At 62.0% G+C, this 16292-nt stretch carries 12 protein-coding genes and 1 riboswitch; of the genes, 5 read left to right on the forward strand and 7 right to left on the reverse strand.

Translation table 11 applies throughout. From position 1 onward, the window contains the following. The first annotated feature begins 8 nt into the window (after positions 1-8). Positions 9-3074 (forward strand): efflux RND transporter permease subunit, encoded by a 3066-nt coding sequence (locus VA599_RS10840; protein ID WP_346788580.1) that lies wholly within the window; start codon positions 9-11, stop codon positions 3072-3074. Positions 3075-3176: 102 nt separating this feature from the next. On the opposite strand, the gene VA599_RS10845 is transcribed toward VA599_RS10840, so the two are convergent. After that, entirely contained in the window at positions 3177-4859 is a 1683-nt protein-coding gene (locus VA599_RS10845; RefSeq protein ID WP_346788581.1) for a HilA/EilA family virulence transcriptional regulator, read from the reverse strand. Here VA599_RS10845 and VA599_RS10850 point away from each other — a divergent pair. Further along, complete coding sequence (locus VA599_RS10850; RefSeq protein WP_346788725.1) at positions 4776-5087, forward strand: hypothetical protein; 312 nt, start codon at positions 4776-4778, stop codon at positions 5085-5087. The two genes, VA599_RS10845 and VA599_RS10850, sit on opposite strands and share 84 nt — an antisense overlap. Here VA599_RS10850 and VA599_RS10855 read toward each other — a convergent pair. Beyond that, positions 5002-5220 carry a hypothetical protein gene (locus VA599_RS10855; RefSeq protein WP_158677646.1) on the reverse strand — a complete coding sequence of 73 codons (219 nt, stop codon included), beginning with the start codon at positions 5218-5220 and terminating at the stop codon, positions 5002-5004. The genes VA599_RS10850 and VA599_RS10855 overlap by 86 nt on opposite strands. Before the next feature lie 147 nt (positions 5221-5367). Then, positions 5368-6822: a helix-turn-helix transcriptional regulator gene (locus tag VA599_RS10860; protein WP_346788582.1), complete on the reverse strand. Its 1455-nt coding sequence runs from the start codon at positions 6820-6822 to the stop codon at positions 5368-5370. A 696-nt stretch (positions 6823-7518) separates the two neighbouring features. After that, a riboswitch (yybP-ykoY riboswitch) is annotated at positions 7519-7684 on the forward strand. Here VA599_RS10860 and VA599_RS10865 point away from each other — a divergent pair. Next, complete coding sequence (locus tag VA599_RS10865) at positions 7661-8728, forward strand: sodium:calcium antiporter (protein ID WP_346788722.1); 1068 nt, start codon at positions 7661-7663, stop codon at positions 8726-8728. It overlaps the preceding riboswitch by 24 nt. Before the next feature lie 59 nt (positions 8729-8787). On the opposite strand, the gene VA599_RS10870 is transcribed toward VA599_RS10865, so the two are convergent. From VA599_RS10870 to VA599_RS10885, 4 genes are read right to left on the reverse strand one after another with little or no spacing between them, the layout of a single operon-like run. Continuing rightward, positions 8788-10359, reverse strand: coding sequence for a DNA recombination protein RmuC (locus VA599_RS10870; RefSeq protein WP_346788583.1), 1572 nt, complete (start codon positions 10357-10359; stop codon positions 8788-8790). A 27-nt stretch (positions 10360-10386) separates the two neighbouring features. Next, positions 10387-10935, reverse strand: a complete 549-nt coding sequence (locus tag VA599_RS10875; RefSeq protein WP_346788723.1) for an AAA family ATPase — start codon at positions 10933-10935, stop codon at positions 10387-10389. Between the two features lie 5 nt (positions 10936-10940). Then, positions 10941-12629, reverse strand: a complete 1689-nt coding sequence (gene recJ, locus VA599_RS10880; protein ID WP_104947248.1) for a single-stranded-DNA-specific exonuclease RecJ — start codon at positions 12627-12629, stop codon at positions 10941-10943. 8 nt (positions 12630-12637) lie between these two features. Beyond that, on the reverse strand, positions 12638-13636 hold the full coding sequence (locus tag VA599_RS10885; RefSeq protein WP_346788584.1) for a hypothetical protein: 999 nt from the start codon (positions 13634-13636) through the stop codon (positions 12638-12640). 195 nt (positions 13637-13831) lie between these two features. Here VA599_RS10885 and VA599_RS10890 point away from each other — a divergent pair, with 195 nt between their 5' ends. Next, the gene (locus VA599_RS10890; protein ID WP_346788585.1) at positions 13832-15166 is read left to right on the forward strand and encodes a M23 family metallopeptidase; all 1335 of its coding nucleotides are present in this window, start codon (positions 13832-13834) and stop codon (positions 15164-15166) included. Beyond that, the gene (locus VA599_RS10895) at positions 15166-16269 is read left to right on the forward strand and encodes an anhydro-N-acetylmuramic acid kinase (protein ID WP_346788586.1); all 1104 of its coding nucleotides are present in this window, start codon (positions 15166-15168) and stop codon (positions 16267-16269) included. Before VA599_RS10890 ends, VA599_RS10895 begins: the two co-directional genes overlap by 1 nt. The last annotated feature ends 23 nt before the right edge of the window (positions 16270-16292 follow it).

The raw sequence follows: 16292 nt of genomic DNA on the forward strand, positions 1-16292 counted from the left end.
ACGGCCAGATGAAATTCACCGACATCTTCATCCGCCGGCCAGTGCTGGCCATTACCCTCAATCTATTGATCCTGGTGCTTGGGCTGCATGCGTTCTCCTCGCTGAAAGTCAGCGAATATCCAAAGACCGAGAATGCGATCGTCACCATCAGCACCGCCTATTACGGCGCCAGCGCCGACACGGTGGCTGGCTTCATCACCCAGCCGCTGGAAAGCGCCGTCGCCCAGGCCCAAGGCGTGGACTACATCTCGTCCACCAGCTCCAGCGGCATGTCCACCATCGTCGCCACGCTGCGGCTGAACTACGATCCCAACAAAGCGCTGACCGAAATCAACACCCAGGTCCAGTCGATGAAGAACCAGCTGCCGCAGCAAGCGCAGCAGCCTACGCTGAACGTGCAGATAGGCCAGACCACCGATGCGATGTATCTGGGTTTTTACAGCGACGAGCTGCCGGGCAACCGCATCACCGACTACCTGCTGCGCGTGGTCAAACCCAAGCTGGACTCCATCGAAGGCGTGCAGAAAACCCAGATGCTGGGCGACCGCCAGTTCGCGCTGAGAGCCTGGCTGGACTCCACCCGGCTGGCCGCCCACAACGTCACCGCCAACGAAGTCTACGCCGCGCTGGCCAGCAACAACTATTTGACGACGCTGGGCGCGACCAAGGGCCAGATGGTCAGCGTCAACCTGAACGCCGGCACCGAGCTGCACTCGGTGGATGAATTCAAGAAGCTGGTGATAAAGCAGGAGAACGGCGCGCTGGTGCGCCTGTCCGACGTGGCCAATGTGGTGCTGGGCGCCGACAACTACGACTCCAGTGTGTCTTTCGACGGCAAGCGTTCGGTTTTCCTCGGCGTCAAGGTCGCCCCGGGCGCCAACGCGCTGGACGTGGCCAAACGCGTGCGCGCGGCCTTCCCCGAGCTGCAGAAAGAGATGCCCACCGGCCTGAAGAGCAGCATCGTCTTCGACGCCACCGACGCCATCAATATTTCGGTCAACGAGGTGGTGAAGACCTTGATCGAAGCGTTCATCATCGTGTCGGCGGTGGTTTTCCTGTTCCTGGGCAATATGCGCGCGGTGATCGTGCCGGTGATCGCCATTCCGCTGTCGCTGATCGGCACCTTCATCATCATGCAGATGCTGGGCTACACCATCAATCTGCTGACCCTGCTGGCATTCGTGCTGGCCATCGGCCTGGTGGTGGACGATGCCATCATCGTCATCGAAAACGTGGACCGCCACATGCGCGAAGACGGCCTGTCGGCGCTGGAGGCCTCGCTGCTGGCAGCGCGGCAGCTGGCGGGCCCGGTCGTCGCCATGACGGCGGTGCTGATCGCCGCCTACATGCCCATCGGCTTCCAGGGCGGCCTCACCGGCGCGCTGTTCACCGAGTTCGCCTTCACGCTGGCCGGCGCGGTGACGATATCGGGCGTGATCGCGCTGACGTTGTCGCCGGTGATGAGCGCAGGCCTGATGCGCGCCGGCCACCAGCCCGGCCGGCTGGCCCGTTTCATGGACCGAAGAATGGAACGCATTCAGCTCCGCTACGAGCGCATGCTGAAAAGCGCGCTGGACACCTGGCAGGTGTGGGTGGCGATGGGCGGCCTGATCTTGTGCGGCCTGATCTATCTGTTCATGACCGCGATGTCGGAACTGGCGCCGCAGGAGGATCAGGGCATCGTGCTGGCGCATGTCCAGGGCCCTCCCAACGCCACCATCCAGCAGATGCAGACCTATGCCGACCAGGTGTATGAAATCGCCAGAAAGCGGCCTGAGTATGCGCAGATGTTCCAGATGACCGGCACGCCGACCGTCAACCAGAGCATAGGCGGCATGCTGCTGAAACCCTGGGACGAGCGCAAGCTGAGCGCCACCAAGCTTCAGCAGGAAATGCAGAAGGAGTGGTCGGCCGTGGCGGGCGCGCGGGTCGCCGCGTTCCAGCTCCCCTCCCTTCCCGGCGCCCAGGGGCTGCCGATGCAGTTCGTGATCCGCACCGCCGAGCCGGTGGACAAGCTGAACAGCGTGGCGCAGGCCGTGCTGGCCAAGGCGCAGGCGAGCGGGAGATTCTTCTTCGTCGACTCCGATCTCAAGGTGGACCGGCCGCAATCGACGCTGGTAATAGACCGCGACAAAGTCGCCATGCTGGGCATGACCCAGAGCGATGTCGGGCAGGCGCTGGGCGCGGCGCTGGGCGGGGCCTACGTCAATTACTTCTCCATCGACGGCCGCTCCTACAAGGTCATTCCGCAAATGAAGCAAAGCGACCGGCTGAATCCGTCCCAGGTTCTGGATTACAAGCTGCGCACGCCGAACGGCGGCATCGTCCCGGCCTCATCGGTCGCCCATCTGCAGCAGGAAGTGGCGCCCGCAGCCATTTACCGCTTCCAGCAGCAGAACTCGGCCACGCTGTCCGGCGTGCCCTTGATCGGTCTTTCCCAGGGCGAGGCGCTGGACTTCATGCGCAAGACGCTGGCTGAAGTGGCGCCCAGCGGCTACTCGGTGGACTACTCCGGGCCATCCCGCCAGTACATGCAGGAAACCGGCGGTTTTGTCATCGTGCTGCTGCTGGCGGCGATCATCGTCTACCTGGTGCTGGCCGCGCAGTTTGAAAGCTTCCGCGACCCGATGGTCATCCTGGTGTCGGTGCCGATGGCCTTGTTCGGCGCGATGGTCTTCATCAACGTCGGCCTCGCCACGCTCAACATCTACACCCAGGTGGGACTGGTCACGCTGATGGGGTTGATCAGCAAGCACGGCATTCTGATCGTGCAATACGCGAACGAGCTGCAGCGCGCAGGGCGGAGCAAACGGGAAGCCTTGGAAGAAGCGGCAGGCATCCGGCTGCGTCCCATCCTGATGACGACGGCGGCGATGGCTCTGGGCGTGCTGCCCCTAGTGCTGGCCTCCGGCGCCGGCGCGGCGGGGCGCAACGCGATGGGCATCGTCATCTTCGCCGGCCTGTCCATCGGCACCTTGTTCACACTGTTCGTGGTGCCGGCCACCTACCTGCTGCTAGGCGCCGACCGGCAAGGCGCAAAGAAGGGCTCGGCCCAAGCGGCCTTGGCATCGTAAACGGCATAAAAAACAGCTGGGCCGGCAAAAACCGGCCCAGCTTTGTGACGGGAGCTGACGACAATGACGGACACAGCCTGCCGCCGGAATGAATCGCGGAAACTACACCGCCATGTTGCCGCCGGAAAACAGCGGCTGCAAACGCGGGTCGAAACGCCAAACCCGGAGCCACACGTAGCCCTCCTTCTCCAGCGCCTGCCAATAAAGCTGAGCCGCTTCCACGCCGTCGATTTCCAGAACCAGGGGCAACAAGCTGGAACGCACATGGCGGCTGTCGATGCCGCGCAGGTAGCTACGAATGGCGGGAATGGCCGACGGCCCCTCCACTCTGCTGCGGATATACAGATTATGCGCGGCGAGCATGCCCACCTCGTTGCCGGAATCGCGGACGCGGCCGGCCAGTTCGGCCGCAGCGGTGAGGTCGCCCTTCACCGCCAGCAGAAGGCCGAGATTGCTTTGCAGCACCGGATGGTCCTGGCCATGCTGATTCAACTGCCGCATTCCCAATGCGATGGCCTCTTCCAAATCGTGTTGGCAGTAGGAGATCCACACCTTGAGAATGCTGGCGGCGATGCGAGACGGATCTCGCCCCAGACAACAGTCCAACTCATGCTGAGCCTGTTCCAGCTTGCCGCACAGAAACAGGTGCCAGGCATAGTGGTAATAGATATCGATGGAATCCGGCGCCAGCAGCCTTGCCTGCCGGAACAGCGTCTCCGCGATGACCGATTGGCCGCGCAAGCTGCTGATTCTCGCCAGCAGGCTGAGCGCCTGAGGATGATCGGCCTTAAGCTCAACCGCCTTGCTGACCAGCTGCCAGGCCCGTTCGATCGCCTGCTCCTGATCGAACAGGCCCAACTGAGCCATGGACAGGTAGCACTCGGCCAGACAGCAATAAGGCTGGATTTCACGCGAACTGGCGCTGACCTGTTGGCAAAACAGGGCCAATGCTCTTTTCAGGCTGGCCGGCGTGTATTGCTGAAGATCGTTCCGGCCGTTCAAATAAGCGATCGCGGCCTCCATCGATCGGAATTCGGCCACCTCGCCCGGCGTGCCCTGCAGCGCCGGAACGCATTGCACCACCAGTCGCCCCAAGTGGGCGCGAAGCGCGGCGGCCGGCAGGTCCTGCGGCAACTGCACATTGTCATGCAGCAGCACCCGGTGTCCTTCGGTCCGTACCAGCTCCAGGTTCAAACGACAGCTTTCGTCATGCCGATGGATCTGGCCGGCGAGATAGTAATCGGGGGCCAATCGATCAACCATGGACATGATCTTGTCCATGTCCTGGCAGTCCCGGGTCAGGCTTGCCGGCAGAACCGAAAGATGGGACGGCGCATAGCCTGAAAGATGCTGCACCAGCTCGGTATGAAGGACCTCGGCCTCCAGCGGCGCATCGGAGCGGAAAGGCAAGATAGCGAGGGTGTAGCGCCTAGCCTGCTGAGGCGGCGCGGAGACGAAGGCCACATGCCGGCAGAATCGGTAACCCTTGCCGTAGACGGTTTCGATGTAACGGTTGGTTTTGTTCTCGCAAAGAATACGCCGCAAAGCGTAGATGCAGCGGCATAAGGACTCCTGCGCGACATCCCCGTCCAGCCAGACTTTCTCCAGCAGTTCGTTCTTGCTTATCAGCGCGCCCGAGGCCTGCAGCAGCGCAGTCAGAACCGCCAGTTCCTTCGGTGGGATATCGACTTGCAGATTACGATGCAGCAACACGCCATCCGCTTGCAATACAAAGTCGCCAAAGATAAATTGCTGGCTCGCAAGGTGGTCTTGCTTTTGAGACATATTCTTTCAACCCTCTTTGCGAATGCAATTCTATTGCTGAGACACCATCGGCACCGCCAGTCTTTCGCAGCCTCATTCAAACGCTTGATCTATTTTGGCGCAATGCGAATCCAGCCATCGCCATTCAAGCGACAATTCCCTCTCAAAAGAAAATCGAGGAATAAAGGAAAAACGATGCCGCCGCCAGCCCTGAAAATGAAAGGCCGGCGGCCAAGCCAGGCAATTTGATGGCATGAAAAGAACGCTTCACTTGATCCAGCTCAAATGCCAAGGCTATCCAATCTGAAACGGCATATGAAAAGAACTGGTCGGCATAATATAAAGTCGCATAATTACTAATGGCAAGAGTTTTTTCATGCATTATCCAAAATGCCAAACATCGATGTCATTTTCGAAAGGACAGCCATCACTGAAACAACAACCCCAGAAAACAACCTGTCACTTAGGTCAGTATCGACTTGTCAATCCAGACTCAGCATGTTACATAAACGCTCGCCCCAAAATAGCTTCACTTTCGATTCAATGTTTGGGATGGCGCTTCATTGAATTGCCGTTTGTATGCATTCAGCAGGGTGGATCGATTTGGCACGCCCCACTTGTTGCCCACCTCCCTCACCTTCTGCCCCACCTTTGAATCATCGCTTTGCAGCTCCCGCCGTATTCTGACCATCCGCTCCTGGCGAATGATTTCAGATGGCGTGGAGCCCAGATTGCTGCGGAAAGTATTTTGCAGAGCGCGAACCGTGACCCCGATTTCCACGGCGATCTCGCGTATGGAAAGGTCGCTGCGCTCCAAATTGTCCAGCAGGTATTGGTAAGCGCGGCGATATTTGGCCGGCAGCCTCGCCGTAATGTCATTGCTGACCCCCTGGCCATGGTTCTTGGAACCGTTCTGCGCCACCACTCCCGCCCCCTCCCGAATGCAATGCGCCGCGGCCATCGCATACTTGCTGTACAACTGGCGTGCGCGATCGGTATAGCCTTGGGCCTGATTGACCTTGGACAGACAGTACAAGGTTTCCAGTTGGCGATGGCCGCTTCCGGCGCGCGCGTCGGCGTTCAATGGCCGCAACACCATTTCCGCCAACTGCGGGTAATCGCCAACCAAGCTGGCCAGCGCGATTTCCTGCCGCAGGGAGTTTTGATACGCTTTGAGGCTATTCGAATCAGCCCAATCCAGATGCGCCAGCAACCTGTCTCGCTCCTCTTTGTTGCCATTGGCCAAGCGATTCAATGATTCCTTGAAGTCCAGCCGCGCCCTCAGCACCGGCAGCTCGATATCGTTGCTGCCGCGCGCGCACTGCGGAACGCCCTCCGGCGCGTCACGCAAGGCCATGAAATCGTTCAGCCTTCCAGAATGCCAATAGATGTGGTCGGATAGCTGGGGGGCATGGCGCAGCATGCGCTGCACGGCCAAGTCCGCGTACATCGCCCGGATCAGGCCGCGCCAGTTCGAACGCTCCTCATCGGAAGCCGGCAGTTCCTCCGCCTTGGCGGCGATTTCGTTCAACATATCCTCGGCATCGTTCAGATGGCCCAGCTCGAACAAGATGCTCATGATGCCGAACATCCCCTCGACCCTGCGGCGGGGATCAATGTCCGGTTCGTTCACCAACCGAGTGAAGCACCCAATAGCCGTGCTGAAACGGCGGCGAAACAATTGCTGCCATCCCATATTGCGGGAGGAAAGCGCCCGCATCTCCTCTTTTGAGGCTCGCATCGCCCGGCAGGCTTGCCGGTACGATTCTTCGGCATCGCACTCCAAACCCATCGCCAACTGCAGGTCCGCGTGCAGTTGCAGCCAGTACGAGGCATCCTGCCCTCCCTCGCCATCCTGGACGTGGCGCACCAAGTCCATGGAGGCCGAAAGAAATCTGGCATTGCGTAATTTGACCCACATGCCCTCCGGCAAGGATGGGGAGGATAGCGCGGAAACAAGCGGAAAATAGAAGTCGTAGAACATGCTGGTCTTCCATATTGAGGCGTCGTTGCACACATCGACTGCAAATCAGATTGCAAGTGAAATAGAAATACTAACTATTCCATTTCGTGTTAGTCGAACCACTCAACCCAATGCCACATCACGCAGCTCGCACTCCAGGCTGCGTTCAACCAGATTCACGCCCAGGAAAAGCGCGATAACTCATGAAAACGATGAACAACACCCAAGCCAGCCAGGCAGTCATTCACGCCTAGCTGGAATATATGAACAAACCAGCAATGGGTCTTGATGAGAAATTGATCAATTATCCGACTGGAAAATAATTACGTGATCATTTGCAAAAAAAAGGTAAAAAAACTAACTATGTAAATGCATTGATTTGTATCGGATGGAAATCCAAACGCAAACATAGCCAGAAATCCCTTGTAAATTCCCCCTGATTCTCATTTTTCGCAAATTCAACTCGCACAATCTGCACACAATATGACAATGAGAATTCCGCTTTGCCGCTGTGGTGTCTTGGTGACAACAGCCGTCAACCGCAAAGGTGTCTGCCGCTTCGGATGAAGAAAACGGTGGCGCCGAAAAGAAAACGCCATGCTGATCCGCTACCTGAGACGCATGCCAATCAAAAGTAGAGGCGACATCGCCAAAATCATGTAACAACCCACGAACAATCACATCAAGGACTACTTAATGAAAGCTGGTAGCATCTTCCCCTCAGTCATTGGGGAGTAGCCATTTCCGGCCGGTCCGGAAAGCCCGCGTCAACAAGCTTGAGATCGCATGTCTCATGGTGTGGGCAGTTTGCCTTTGTGCTGTTTTCAGCAAGGCAAGCCAGGCAAGACCTTTGGCCGCGATGCGTTTGCCAGCCGGGCAAGCCGTGTCGCGCGCCATCGGTTTTCGCTTGCCCGGCTGGATGGTTTTCATGTTTGTCACGTTTGCTCTGTTTTTCCTGTCCGCCGGCGCGATCTATGCCGCCTGCGAATATTTCGTCAACGGCGTCGAATGGCTGGGCCGCCGCTTGAATTTGGGCGCCACCGCCATAGGCTCGGTGCTTGCGGCATTCGGGACCGCGCTGCCGGAATGCGCGGTAACGCTGATGGCCGTGGCATTCGGCAGCACGCCTGAACAAAAAAGCCTTGGCGTCGGCGCGGCGATGGGCGGGCCGTTGGTTCTGGCCACTCTGGCCTACGCCGTTGTCGGGCTAGCTCTTCTCTTGAACCGAAAACGGTTGGGACGCACTTCAGGACAAACGCAAGCGGACCATGCCGGGCTCAGCCGGGATCAGGCTGTTTTCTTTGCCGTGTTCGCGCTGAAGGTTGGATTGGGCTTGTTTGCTTTTGCCATCAAGCCCTGGCTTGGCCTGGCGTTTTTGGCTGCTTACGTCGTCTATGTCTGGCGTGAAATACGAGATGCGGAAACCGCGGCGGGAGAGGAAGACCTGGAACCGTTGAAAATCCGCCCTTCCGCCGGAGAAACCTCGCTGGCCTGGCCCTGTATTCAGACTCTGCTGGCTTTGAGCGTCATTGGCCTGGCTTCCCATGCCTTTGTCGGCCAGCTTGAAGCCATTGGCTTGGCCATGGGCTGGTCCCCGCATCTGACAGCCTTGCTGCTCAGCCCGGTTGCGACTGAGCTGCCGGAAATCATGAATGCGTTGATCTGGGTGCGCCAAGGGAAGGAGCGGCTGGCGCTGGCCAATATTTCCGGCGCGATGATGATTCAAGCCACCATTCCCAGCGCGCTGGGGCTGATGTTCACCCCTTGGCTGTTTGATGGCCCTTTGCTTGCCGCCGGCGCTATCACGGCGCTGGCTGTCGCTTTTCTCTGGTTGAATTTTCGGCGCGGCGCGGTAGACGGCCGGGCGCTGGTGATGGTTGGCGGCCTTTATGGGGTTTTCGCCTGGGCGGTCATCGGCTGTTTCTGAAAATCAGATCCGCAAGGCGGCATGGCAATGTATTTTCGATGCCGCCGCCCTGCCCCCGATCACTCTTCGACCGGCTCTTCGTCCGCGTCCTCGCCGCTCTCCAGCCGCAGCTGGGCCGCCAGCTGCTTGTTATTGCGGATGCCCAGCTTGCGCAGTTTCTCGGCGCTGGTCATCAGATTGCCGCGGCCGCTGGACAGCTGCTTCATCGCGTCGGAGAAGGTGTCGCGGCTGGTATCCAGCTGCTTGCCCAGCTTTTCCATATTGGCGACGAAGCCGACGAATTTGTCGTACATCGCCCCGCCCTGGCGCGCGATCTCCTGCGCATTCTGGTTCTGGTACTCATAGCGCCAGATGCTGGCGACCGTGCGCAGCGTGGCCAGCAGCGTGCTGGGGCCGACGATCATGATGCGGCGCTCGAACGCTTCGTTGAACAAGCTCATATCGTGCTGCACCGCCAGCAGATAGGCCGGCTCCACCGGAATGAACATGAACACGAAATCCAGGGTGTTCAGCTTGTACAGATCCTGGTAGCGCTTTTCCGACAGCGTGCGGATATGGGCGCGGATGGCGGCGATATGGCCCTTCAGCTCGGTCTCGCGCGCGTCGTCGCTGTCGGCGGCTGTGTAGCGCACATAGGCGTTCAAGGACACCTTGGAGTCCACCACCAGCTGCTTGCCCTCCGGCAGGTCTATCACCACGTCCGGCTGGTAGCGCTTGTTGCCATCGTCGGTTTCTAGCGTATCGGACACCTGCACCCGGTACTCGCGGTCCTTGGTCAGGCCGGAGGTTTCCAGCACTTTTTCCAACACCATCTCGCCCCAGGTGCCCTGCGCCTTGCTGCTGGCGCCGGTCAGGGCGTTGGTCAGCGCCACGGCGTCGTCGCCCAGGCGGGTGTTCAGCTCCTGCAGGCGTTTCAGCTCGGTCTCCAGCGTCAGCCGCTCCTTGCTGTCCTTGTCATAGGTATCCTGCACCAGCTTGCCGAAATTCTGGATGCGCTCGTGCAGCGGATTCAGCAGCGTGCCCAGGTTTTGCTGGTTCTGCTCGGTGAAACGCTTGGATTTCTCTTCCAGGATGTCGCCGGCCAGCGCCTTGAACTGGTCGGACAATGTCTGGCGCGCCTCCATCAGCAGAGCCAGTTTTTCCTGGCTCTGCCGGCGCTCGTTGTCCAGTTGCGTGGCCAACTCCTGCTCGCGCGCGCTCAGACGCACAATGTCCTGCCCCTGCTGCAGGCTGCGCGACTCCAACGCCTCCAGCACCCGGCCTTGCTCCTCGCGCGCCGCCAGCTGCGCGGCCAATTCGCGCAACTCGCGCTGCGCGGCCGCCGCCGTCTGTTCTCGCTCCTGCAACTGCTTTTCCAGCTCCGGCACGCGCTGGGCGCGGGCGACATAAGCGCCCAGTTGGGTCTGGCTGTCGGCCAGCTGCTGGCTTTGCGCCTGCAAGGCCCTACCCGCCTCCTGCTCCCGGCCTCTCGCCTCTTCCAGTTGCGGCCGCAGCGCATCCAGCTGCGCCTGCAAGCCCGCGGTCTGCTGCCGCAGCGTGTCCAGCTCCCTGACGCTTCTTCCGCGCGCGGCCCAGGCCGCGGCGCCGCCGCCCAGCAGGCCCAACAACAGGCCGATCACCAGCATTTCCATCAAACACACCCCATCGCGCCAGCCGCGCTATTTGCCCATCTGATTGATTACAAAAGCCGCCCGTTGCTCCAGCGTGCCTTGCGGCACTTCCGTCAATGGATATCCCAGGCGGGCATAAACACGCTCCATCGCCTCACAGGTGCGCACCGCCTCTTCCCAGGTCTGTCTGCGCTCGCTGTCCTGCGCGAAAATCTCCGGCCAAGGCCGCAATAGAAACACTTGATCGTAGCGAAAAACGCTAGCGGCCTTCTCCAAGTGAGCGGGAACCTGCAGCCCGATCAGCTCGAGATACCCGATGATGTCCGGAATGCCCCGATCCAGAAACACCGGCCCTGCCTCCCGCTCGGCCATGCGGAAATTGCGCATGGCCCAGCCCAGCATCTGTTCGGCGAACGCGCCCGGGTCCACCCACGGCAGCGCGCCGCCGCCGATCCGCTGCTGATCCTGAATGACGGCCCGGCCGGCCTCGTCCAGAACCGGAAAGCCCATGCCTTGCAGCGCCATCAACAAAGACGTCTTGCCCGCGCCGGGGCCGCCGGTCAGAACCAGCGATTTGGCTCGAACATCCCTATCCATGGCGCTCAAGCTGCGGCCCAGTGCTGCAGATACACCTGCAGCTCCTTGCGTCCTTGCCACTCATTGGCGATCAGCTGATACACCGCCTGGATGCGGTCCGGCAGCCAGTCGGCGTGGTTGAACAGCATCGCGTCGAATTCGCAGCCTTCGCGCGCCAGCCGCAGCTTCAGGTGCTTGTCGCCCACCAGCTTCTGGTTCACCACCATGAACTGGTCGTGGAAGTACGGCACCGGGAAGCCCTGCCCCCACACCTCGGCAGCCAGCGTCTCGGCCAGCTGCAAGTTGACGTCCCGCGCCGGCAGGCTGCCGTCGGTTTCTATCATCCGGGTCAGTTGCTTCTCATCCATCAGCTCGCGCGCCACCGCTTCGAAGGCTTGCTGAAATTCGGAAAAGCGGCTTTCGTCCAGGCTCAGGCCGGCCGCCATCGCGTGGCCGCCAAACTTCAGGATCAGGCCCGGGTGGCGCTTGTAGACTAGGTCAAGCGCGTCGCGCAGGTGGAAGCCGGGGATCGAGCGGCCGGATCCCTTGATCTCGCCCTCGTCTCCGGGCGCGAACACGATGACGGGCCGGTGGAAGCGCTCCTTCAGCCGCGAGGCAACAATGCCCACCACGCCTTGGTGCCAGTCGTCGCGGTACAGGGTCAGCGTGTAGCGGTTGCCTGCGTCGATGCCGGACAACGCCGCCAGCGCCTCATCCTGCATGCCCGCCTCGATGCCGCGCCGCTCGCGGTTGAGCTTGTCCAGCTCTTGGGCTAGCCGCACCGCCTGCTCTTCATTGCTCGCCAACAGGCAGGCGATGCCCAGGCTCATGTCGTCCAGCCGGCCGGCCGCATTCAGCCGCGGACCCAGCGTGAAGCCAAGATCAAAGGTATTGGCTTTGTAGTGGGCGCGGCCCGCGACCCGGAACAAGGCGGCGATGCCCGGCGCCATCCGCCCGGCCCGCATCCGTTTCAGGCCATTCTCCACCAGGGTGCGGTTGTTGCGGTCCAGCCGCACCACATCGGCCACCGTGCCCAAGGCCACCAGATCCAGCAGCACGCCCAGATTGGGCTGGGTCTGCTCGTCGAACACGCCGCGCCGGCGCATCTCCACCCGCAAGGCCATCAGCACGTAGAACATCACGCCGACGCCAGCCAGATTCTTGGACGGAAACTCGCAGCCGGGCTGGTTGGGATTGACGATCAAGGCGTCGGGCAAGGTGTCGCCCGGCAAGTGGTGGTCGGTCACCAGCACCTCGATGCCCCGCGCCTTGGCGGCGTCCACCCCGGCCACGCTGGCGATGCCGTTGTCGACGGTGACGATGATGTCCGGCCGTTTCTGCGCCGCCAGTTCGACGATCTCCGGCGTCAGGCCGTAACCGTACTCGAAGCGGTTGGGAACGATGAAGCCGATGGTGGCGCCCAGCATCGACAAGCCCTTTACCGCCACCGCGCAGGCGGTGGCGCCGTCGGCGTCGTAATCGGCCACCACCAGCAGGCGCTGCTTAGCGGCGATGGCATCGGCCAGGCGGCAGGCCATCGCTTCGGCGTTCTTCAGGTTTTGATACGGCAGCAGGCCTTTCAGGCCGTAGTCCAGCTCTTCGCTGTCGGCGATGCCGCGGGCGGCGTACAGCCGCGCCTGCAGCGGGGTCAGCCCTTGGCCAAGCAGCTTATGCTGCAGTTCGGCGGGCACTTCTCGAGTGACGATTTGCGACATATCTTCTTCTAGTACAGCGCAGCCAGCGGCAGCGCGCGTTTCCAGAACTTCCACAGGTCGGACGGCTTGAGCGTGAGCTCGAAGCCGGCCGGGCCGGTGGCGATCAGCGTCAGTTGCTCCAGTTGGCCCCGGCGCAGCGCGGACAGCATGGGCGCGAACCAGTCGCGCTCCATCCGCTCCAGCGTTTCGCGCCAACCCCAGGCGTCGCGATACTGCGCGGCGGCCTGCAGCGCGTCCAGCGCCAGCAGGCAATCATCGCCAGGCTCCAGGCCTTCGAAGGCGAACGGCGCGGCGTCTACGCGCATGCCGGAACGTTCCGCCAACAGGCGCAGCGCCTCGTCGTCGGCCAGCAGTCTGGCGGCGGGCGCGCGCCACGTACCGGGTTCGCCCTCGCCCCACAGCCACACGCTGTTCACGGCCAGCTCACCTCTCATTTCGCGCTCGTCATTTATCGGTTGGGTATACAACAGCATCTGCAGCTCGTTCAGCATCCGGCTCCAGGCCAGGCCATCATCGCCTTGCGGCAGGTGGCGGTTGATGTCCTCTCCCACCACGTCCCACAGCGGCGTGAAACGCGCGCGCAGCGGCTTGTCGGATCGCAATAGCCAGCGGCCCGGCGTCGCCGGATGAAAACTCAGGCCATCTTCGCCGAAGTGTCGGCTCAAGGCATCCGTCAGCTTGACGGCTTCGTCCTGGCTCACCTGCATCACACCCACATCGGCCAGCAGCGCCCGGTCGCGATCCACCCTCAAATGCACCGGATCGGCGAACAGCCAGTCGCCACTTTCGGCGTCCAGGCCGGCTTCAGCGGCGGCTATCCGCGCCAAACCGGCCGGCGCGGCGCCCCACAGCCGGCTCAGGCATTCGGCGTGGCTTTGTTCCCTCCGCCGCAGCGCGCCCTTGCCCAGCAATTGTTGCAGCGCCGGCACACTCAGCCCCTTGCCTACCTCCGCGCCGTCATGGGCGTCCAGCCAGCATAGGCCGGGTAACAACAGGGTTAATTTCATATTCTTGCCAGATGGGTTGGGAATGGCGGCCATTTTGGCCGCTGGTCATTTGGCTCGCGCATCATTCTGCGGCACACTGACGTCTTTTGCCGGAACTATCGCGCTAGCCGCCTACCAAACATGATTTTGGCGCATGCATGCGCTGGAATCGGATCAATATTTTGCATAGGCAGGCGGCGCCTGCCCGGAAAAGTGATGGATTATCGCAAACTGCTACACATCCCGCAAAAGTGCGCCAGCCGCTTGGTCAACCACCACCTGAGCTGGCTCGGCATCGCCGCCTGCCTGCCGCTGCTGGGCACGGCCACCGCCTTCGCCGTGGCCAACGGCGCCAAGGAAACCCTGCCCGAGCAGGTGCAGCAGCAACAAGTCATTGAACGGCTGGCGTTGCCGGAATTCCATTTCGCCGACAGCCAGACCCGCTACTGGCGCGACGAAGCGGTCAAGCGCGGCGACACCGTGGCCCGGGTGCTGAACCGCCTGGGCGTGCGCGACAACGAAGCCCGCGCCTTTCTGTATACCAGCCCGGTGGCCAAGGATCTGCTCAAGCTGAAAGTCGGCGCCACGCTGACGGTGCAGACCAACGACGCCGGCGAACTGTTCGGCCTGCGCTTCCTGCAGGACGACGACAACGGCGAACAGCTGCTGGTGGCGCTGGAGAAGCGCGACGGCAAGTGGCAGGCCAGCGCCGACCCGGTGGCCGCGGAAAGCGTGGAAACCGTGCGCTCGATCACGCTGAAGCGCAACGCCGCAGCCGAGCTGGCCGCCGCCCGCGTGCCGGCCGACATCCGCAACCAGCTGTCCGAAGTGTTCTCCGACCAATTCGAACTTTCCAGCCTGAAGACTGGCGACCGCATCAATCTGGTGTATGAAACCATGGTCTATGCCGGCACCTCCATCGCCAGCGGCAATCTACTGGCGGTATCGATCGAACGCGCCGGCAAGCTGCACCAGGCCTTCTATTTCGCCCATGACAGCGAAAGCGGCGCCTACTACGACAGCGAAGGCAAGCCGGTCAAGAAGGGCTTCAGCCGCCAGCCGGTGGCCAGCGCCCGCATCAGTTCGGGTTTCGGCCTGCGCATGCATCCCATCCTGCGCTCGCTGCGCATGCATTCCGGCATCGACTACGCCGCCAGCGCCGGCACGCCCATCGTAGCGCCAGCCGACGGCGAACTGGTCAAAGTGGCGCGCGAGAACGGCTACGGCAACGTGGTGATGATACGCCACAACGCCAAGCTGACCACGCTGTACGCCCACATGCGCGGCTTCGGCAAGGGCATCCAGGCAGGCGGCAAGGTCAAAGCCGGCGATGTGATAGGCTATGTTGGAAGCACGGGCCGCTCCACCGGCGCCCACCTGCACTTCGAGGTGCGGGTCAACGACCAGCCGGTGGACCCGGCCACCAACGCCTTGCCTACGCCGGGCCTGAGCAAGACCCAGCTCGCGCAGTTCGACGCCAAGAAAAAGGTGCTGAGCGCGCGGCTCGACCTGCTGCAGAACATCCCGGTCAACGTTGCCCAAATCGATTGATGACAGACCTATATATTGGAATGATGTCCGGCACCAGCCTGGACGGCGTCGACGCCGCGCTGGTCCGTTTCGACGACGCCGGCCGGCCCCAGCCGCTGGCCGATCACGTCGTCCCCTACCCCGCTGAGGTGAAGTCCGCCGTGCTGGCGCTGCAGCCGCGCGGCCATGATGAGCTGCACCGAGCGGAGATGCTGGCCAACCGGCTGGCTGAAATCTACGCCCAGGCCGCGCGCGAGCTGCTGGAAAAATCGGGCCGCCAACCAGAGCACATCCGCGCCATCGCCTGCCACGGCCAGACCGTGCGCCACGCGCCGCACGATGGCTATACGATACAGATCGGCAATATGGCGCGACTCGCCGAGCTGTCCGGCATCGACGTGATCGCCGACTTCCGCAGCCGCGACGTCGCCGCCGGCGGCCATGGCGCGCCTCTGGTGCCCGCCTTCCAGCAAAGCGCGTTCTCCAGCCCGGACGAAAAACGCGTGATCCTGAATATCGGCGGCATCAGCAACATCGCCCGGCTGCATGACGGCCAAGAAGCGATAGGCTTCGACTGCGGACCCGGCAATATGCTGATGGATGCCTGGTGTCTGCGCCACACCGGCCAACCCTTCGACGACGACGGCCGCTGGGCCGCCGGCGGCGCGGTCCATGCGCCATTGCTGGCCGCGATGCTGGCCGAACCTTATCTGACGCAGCCGCCGCCCAAAAGCACCGGCCGCGATCTGTTCGACGACGAATGGCTGGCCGGAAAGCTGGCCGCGCTATCGTCCGCGCCTTCTGCCCAAGATGTGCAAGCCACCTTGCTGGCCTTCAGCGCCCGCAGCATCGCAGACTCTATCCTGGGGCACTGCTCCGGCAACCAGGCGGTCTACGCCTGCGGCGGCGGCGCCCGCAACGGCGCGCTGATGGCCGAGATAGCCCGTCTGCTGCCTGGCCAGCAGGTGAGCGCGATCGAAGCGCTGGGACTGCCCGCTCAGTTGATCGAAGCGATCGCCTTCGCCTGGCTGGGCTGGCGTTTCGACCATCGCCAAGCCGGCAATCTGCCCTCCGTAACCGGCGCGCAGGGCCCCCGCGTGCTAGGCGCGCTGTATCCTCGGTAAGGTGAAAAGCTTCGCATCAGGCT

Origin of the sequence: Chromobacterium indicum, assembly GCF_039708975.1 — a bacterium.
GTDB lineage: Bacteria > Pseudomonadota > Gammaproteobacteria > Burkholderiales > Chromobacteriaceae > Chromobacterium > Chromobacterium piscinae.

Excerpts from the sequence above, each read along its gene's own strand:
- VA599_RS10890 (WP_346788585.1), top strand. The coding sequence starts at position 13,832 with ATGGATTATCGCAAACTGCTACACATCCCGCAAAAGTGCGCCAGCCGC.
- VA599_RS10895 (WP_346788586.1), top strand. The coding sequence starts at position 15,166 with ATGACAGACCTATATATTGGAATGATGTCCGGCACCAGCCTGGACGGC.
- VA599_RS10885 (WP_346788584.1), bottom strand. The coding sequence starts at position 13,636 with ATGAAATTAACCCTGTTGTTACCCGGCCTATGCTGGCTGGACGCCCAT.
- VA599_RS10860 (WP_346788582.1), bottom strand. The coding sequence starts at position 6,822 with ATGTTCTACGACTTCTATTTTCCGCTTGTTTCCGCGCTATCCTCCCCA.
- recJ (WP_104947248.1), bottom strand. The coding sequence starts at position 12,629 with ATGTCGCAAATCGTCACTCGAGAAGTGCCCGCCGAACTGCAGCATAAG.
- VA599_RS10855 (WP_158677646.1), bottom strand. The coding sequence starts at position 5,220 with ATGCATGAAAAAACTCTTGCCATTAGTAATTATGCGACTTTATATTAT.
- VA599_RS10845 (WP_346788581.1), bottom strand. The coding sequence starts at position 4,859 with ATGTCTCAAAAGCAAGACCACCTTGCGAGCCAGCAATTTATCTTTGGC.
- VA599_RS10865 (WP_346788722.1), top strand. The coding sequence starts at position 7,661 with ATGCGTTTGCCAGCCGGGCAAGCCGTGTCGCGCGCCATCGGTTTTCGC.
- VA599_RS10850 (WP_346788725.1), top strand. The coding sequence starts at position 4,776 with ATGCAGCAACACGCCATCCGCTTGCAATACAAAGTCGCCAAAGATAAA.
- VA599_RS10870 (WP_346788583.1), bottom strand. The coding sequence starts at position 10,359 with ATGGAAATGCTGGTGATCGGCCTGTTGTTGGGCCTGCTGGGCGGCGGC.
- VA599_RS10875 (WP_346788723.1), bottom strand. The coding sequence starts at position 10,935 with ATGGATAGGGATGTTCGAGCCAAATCGCTGGTTCTGACCGGCGGCCCC.
- VA599_RS10840 (WP_346788580.1), top strand. The coding sequence starts at position 9 with ATGAAATTCACCGACATCTTCATCCGCCGGCCAGTGCTGGCCATTACC.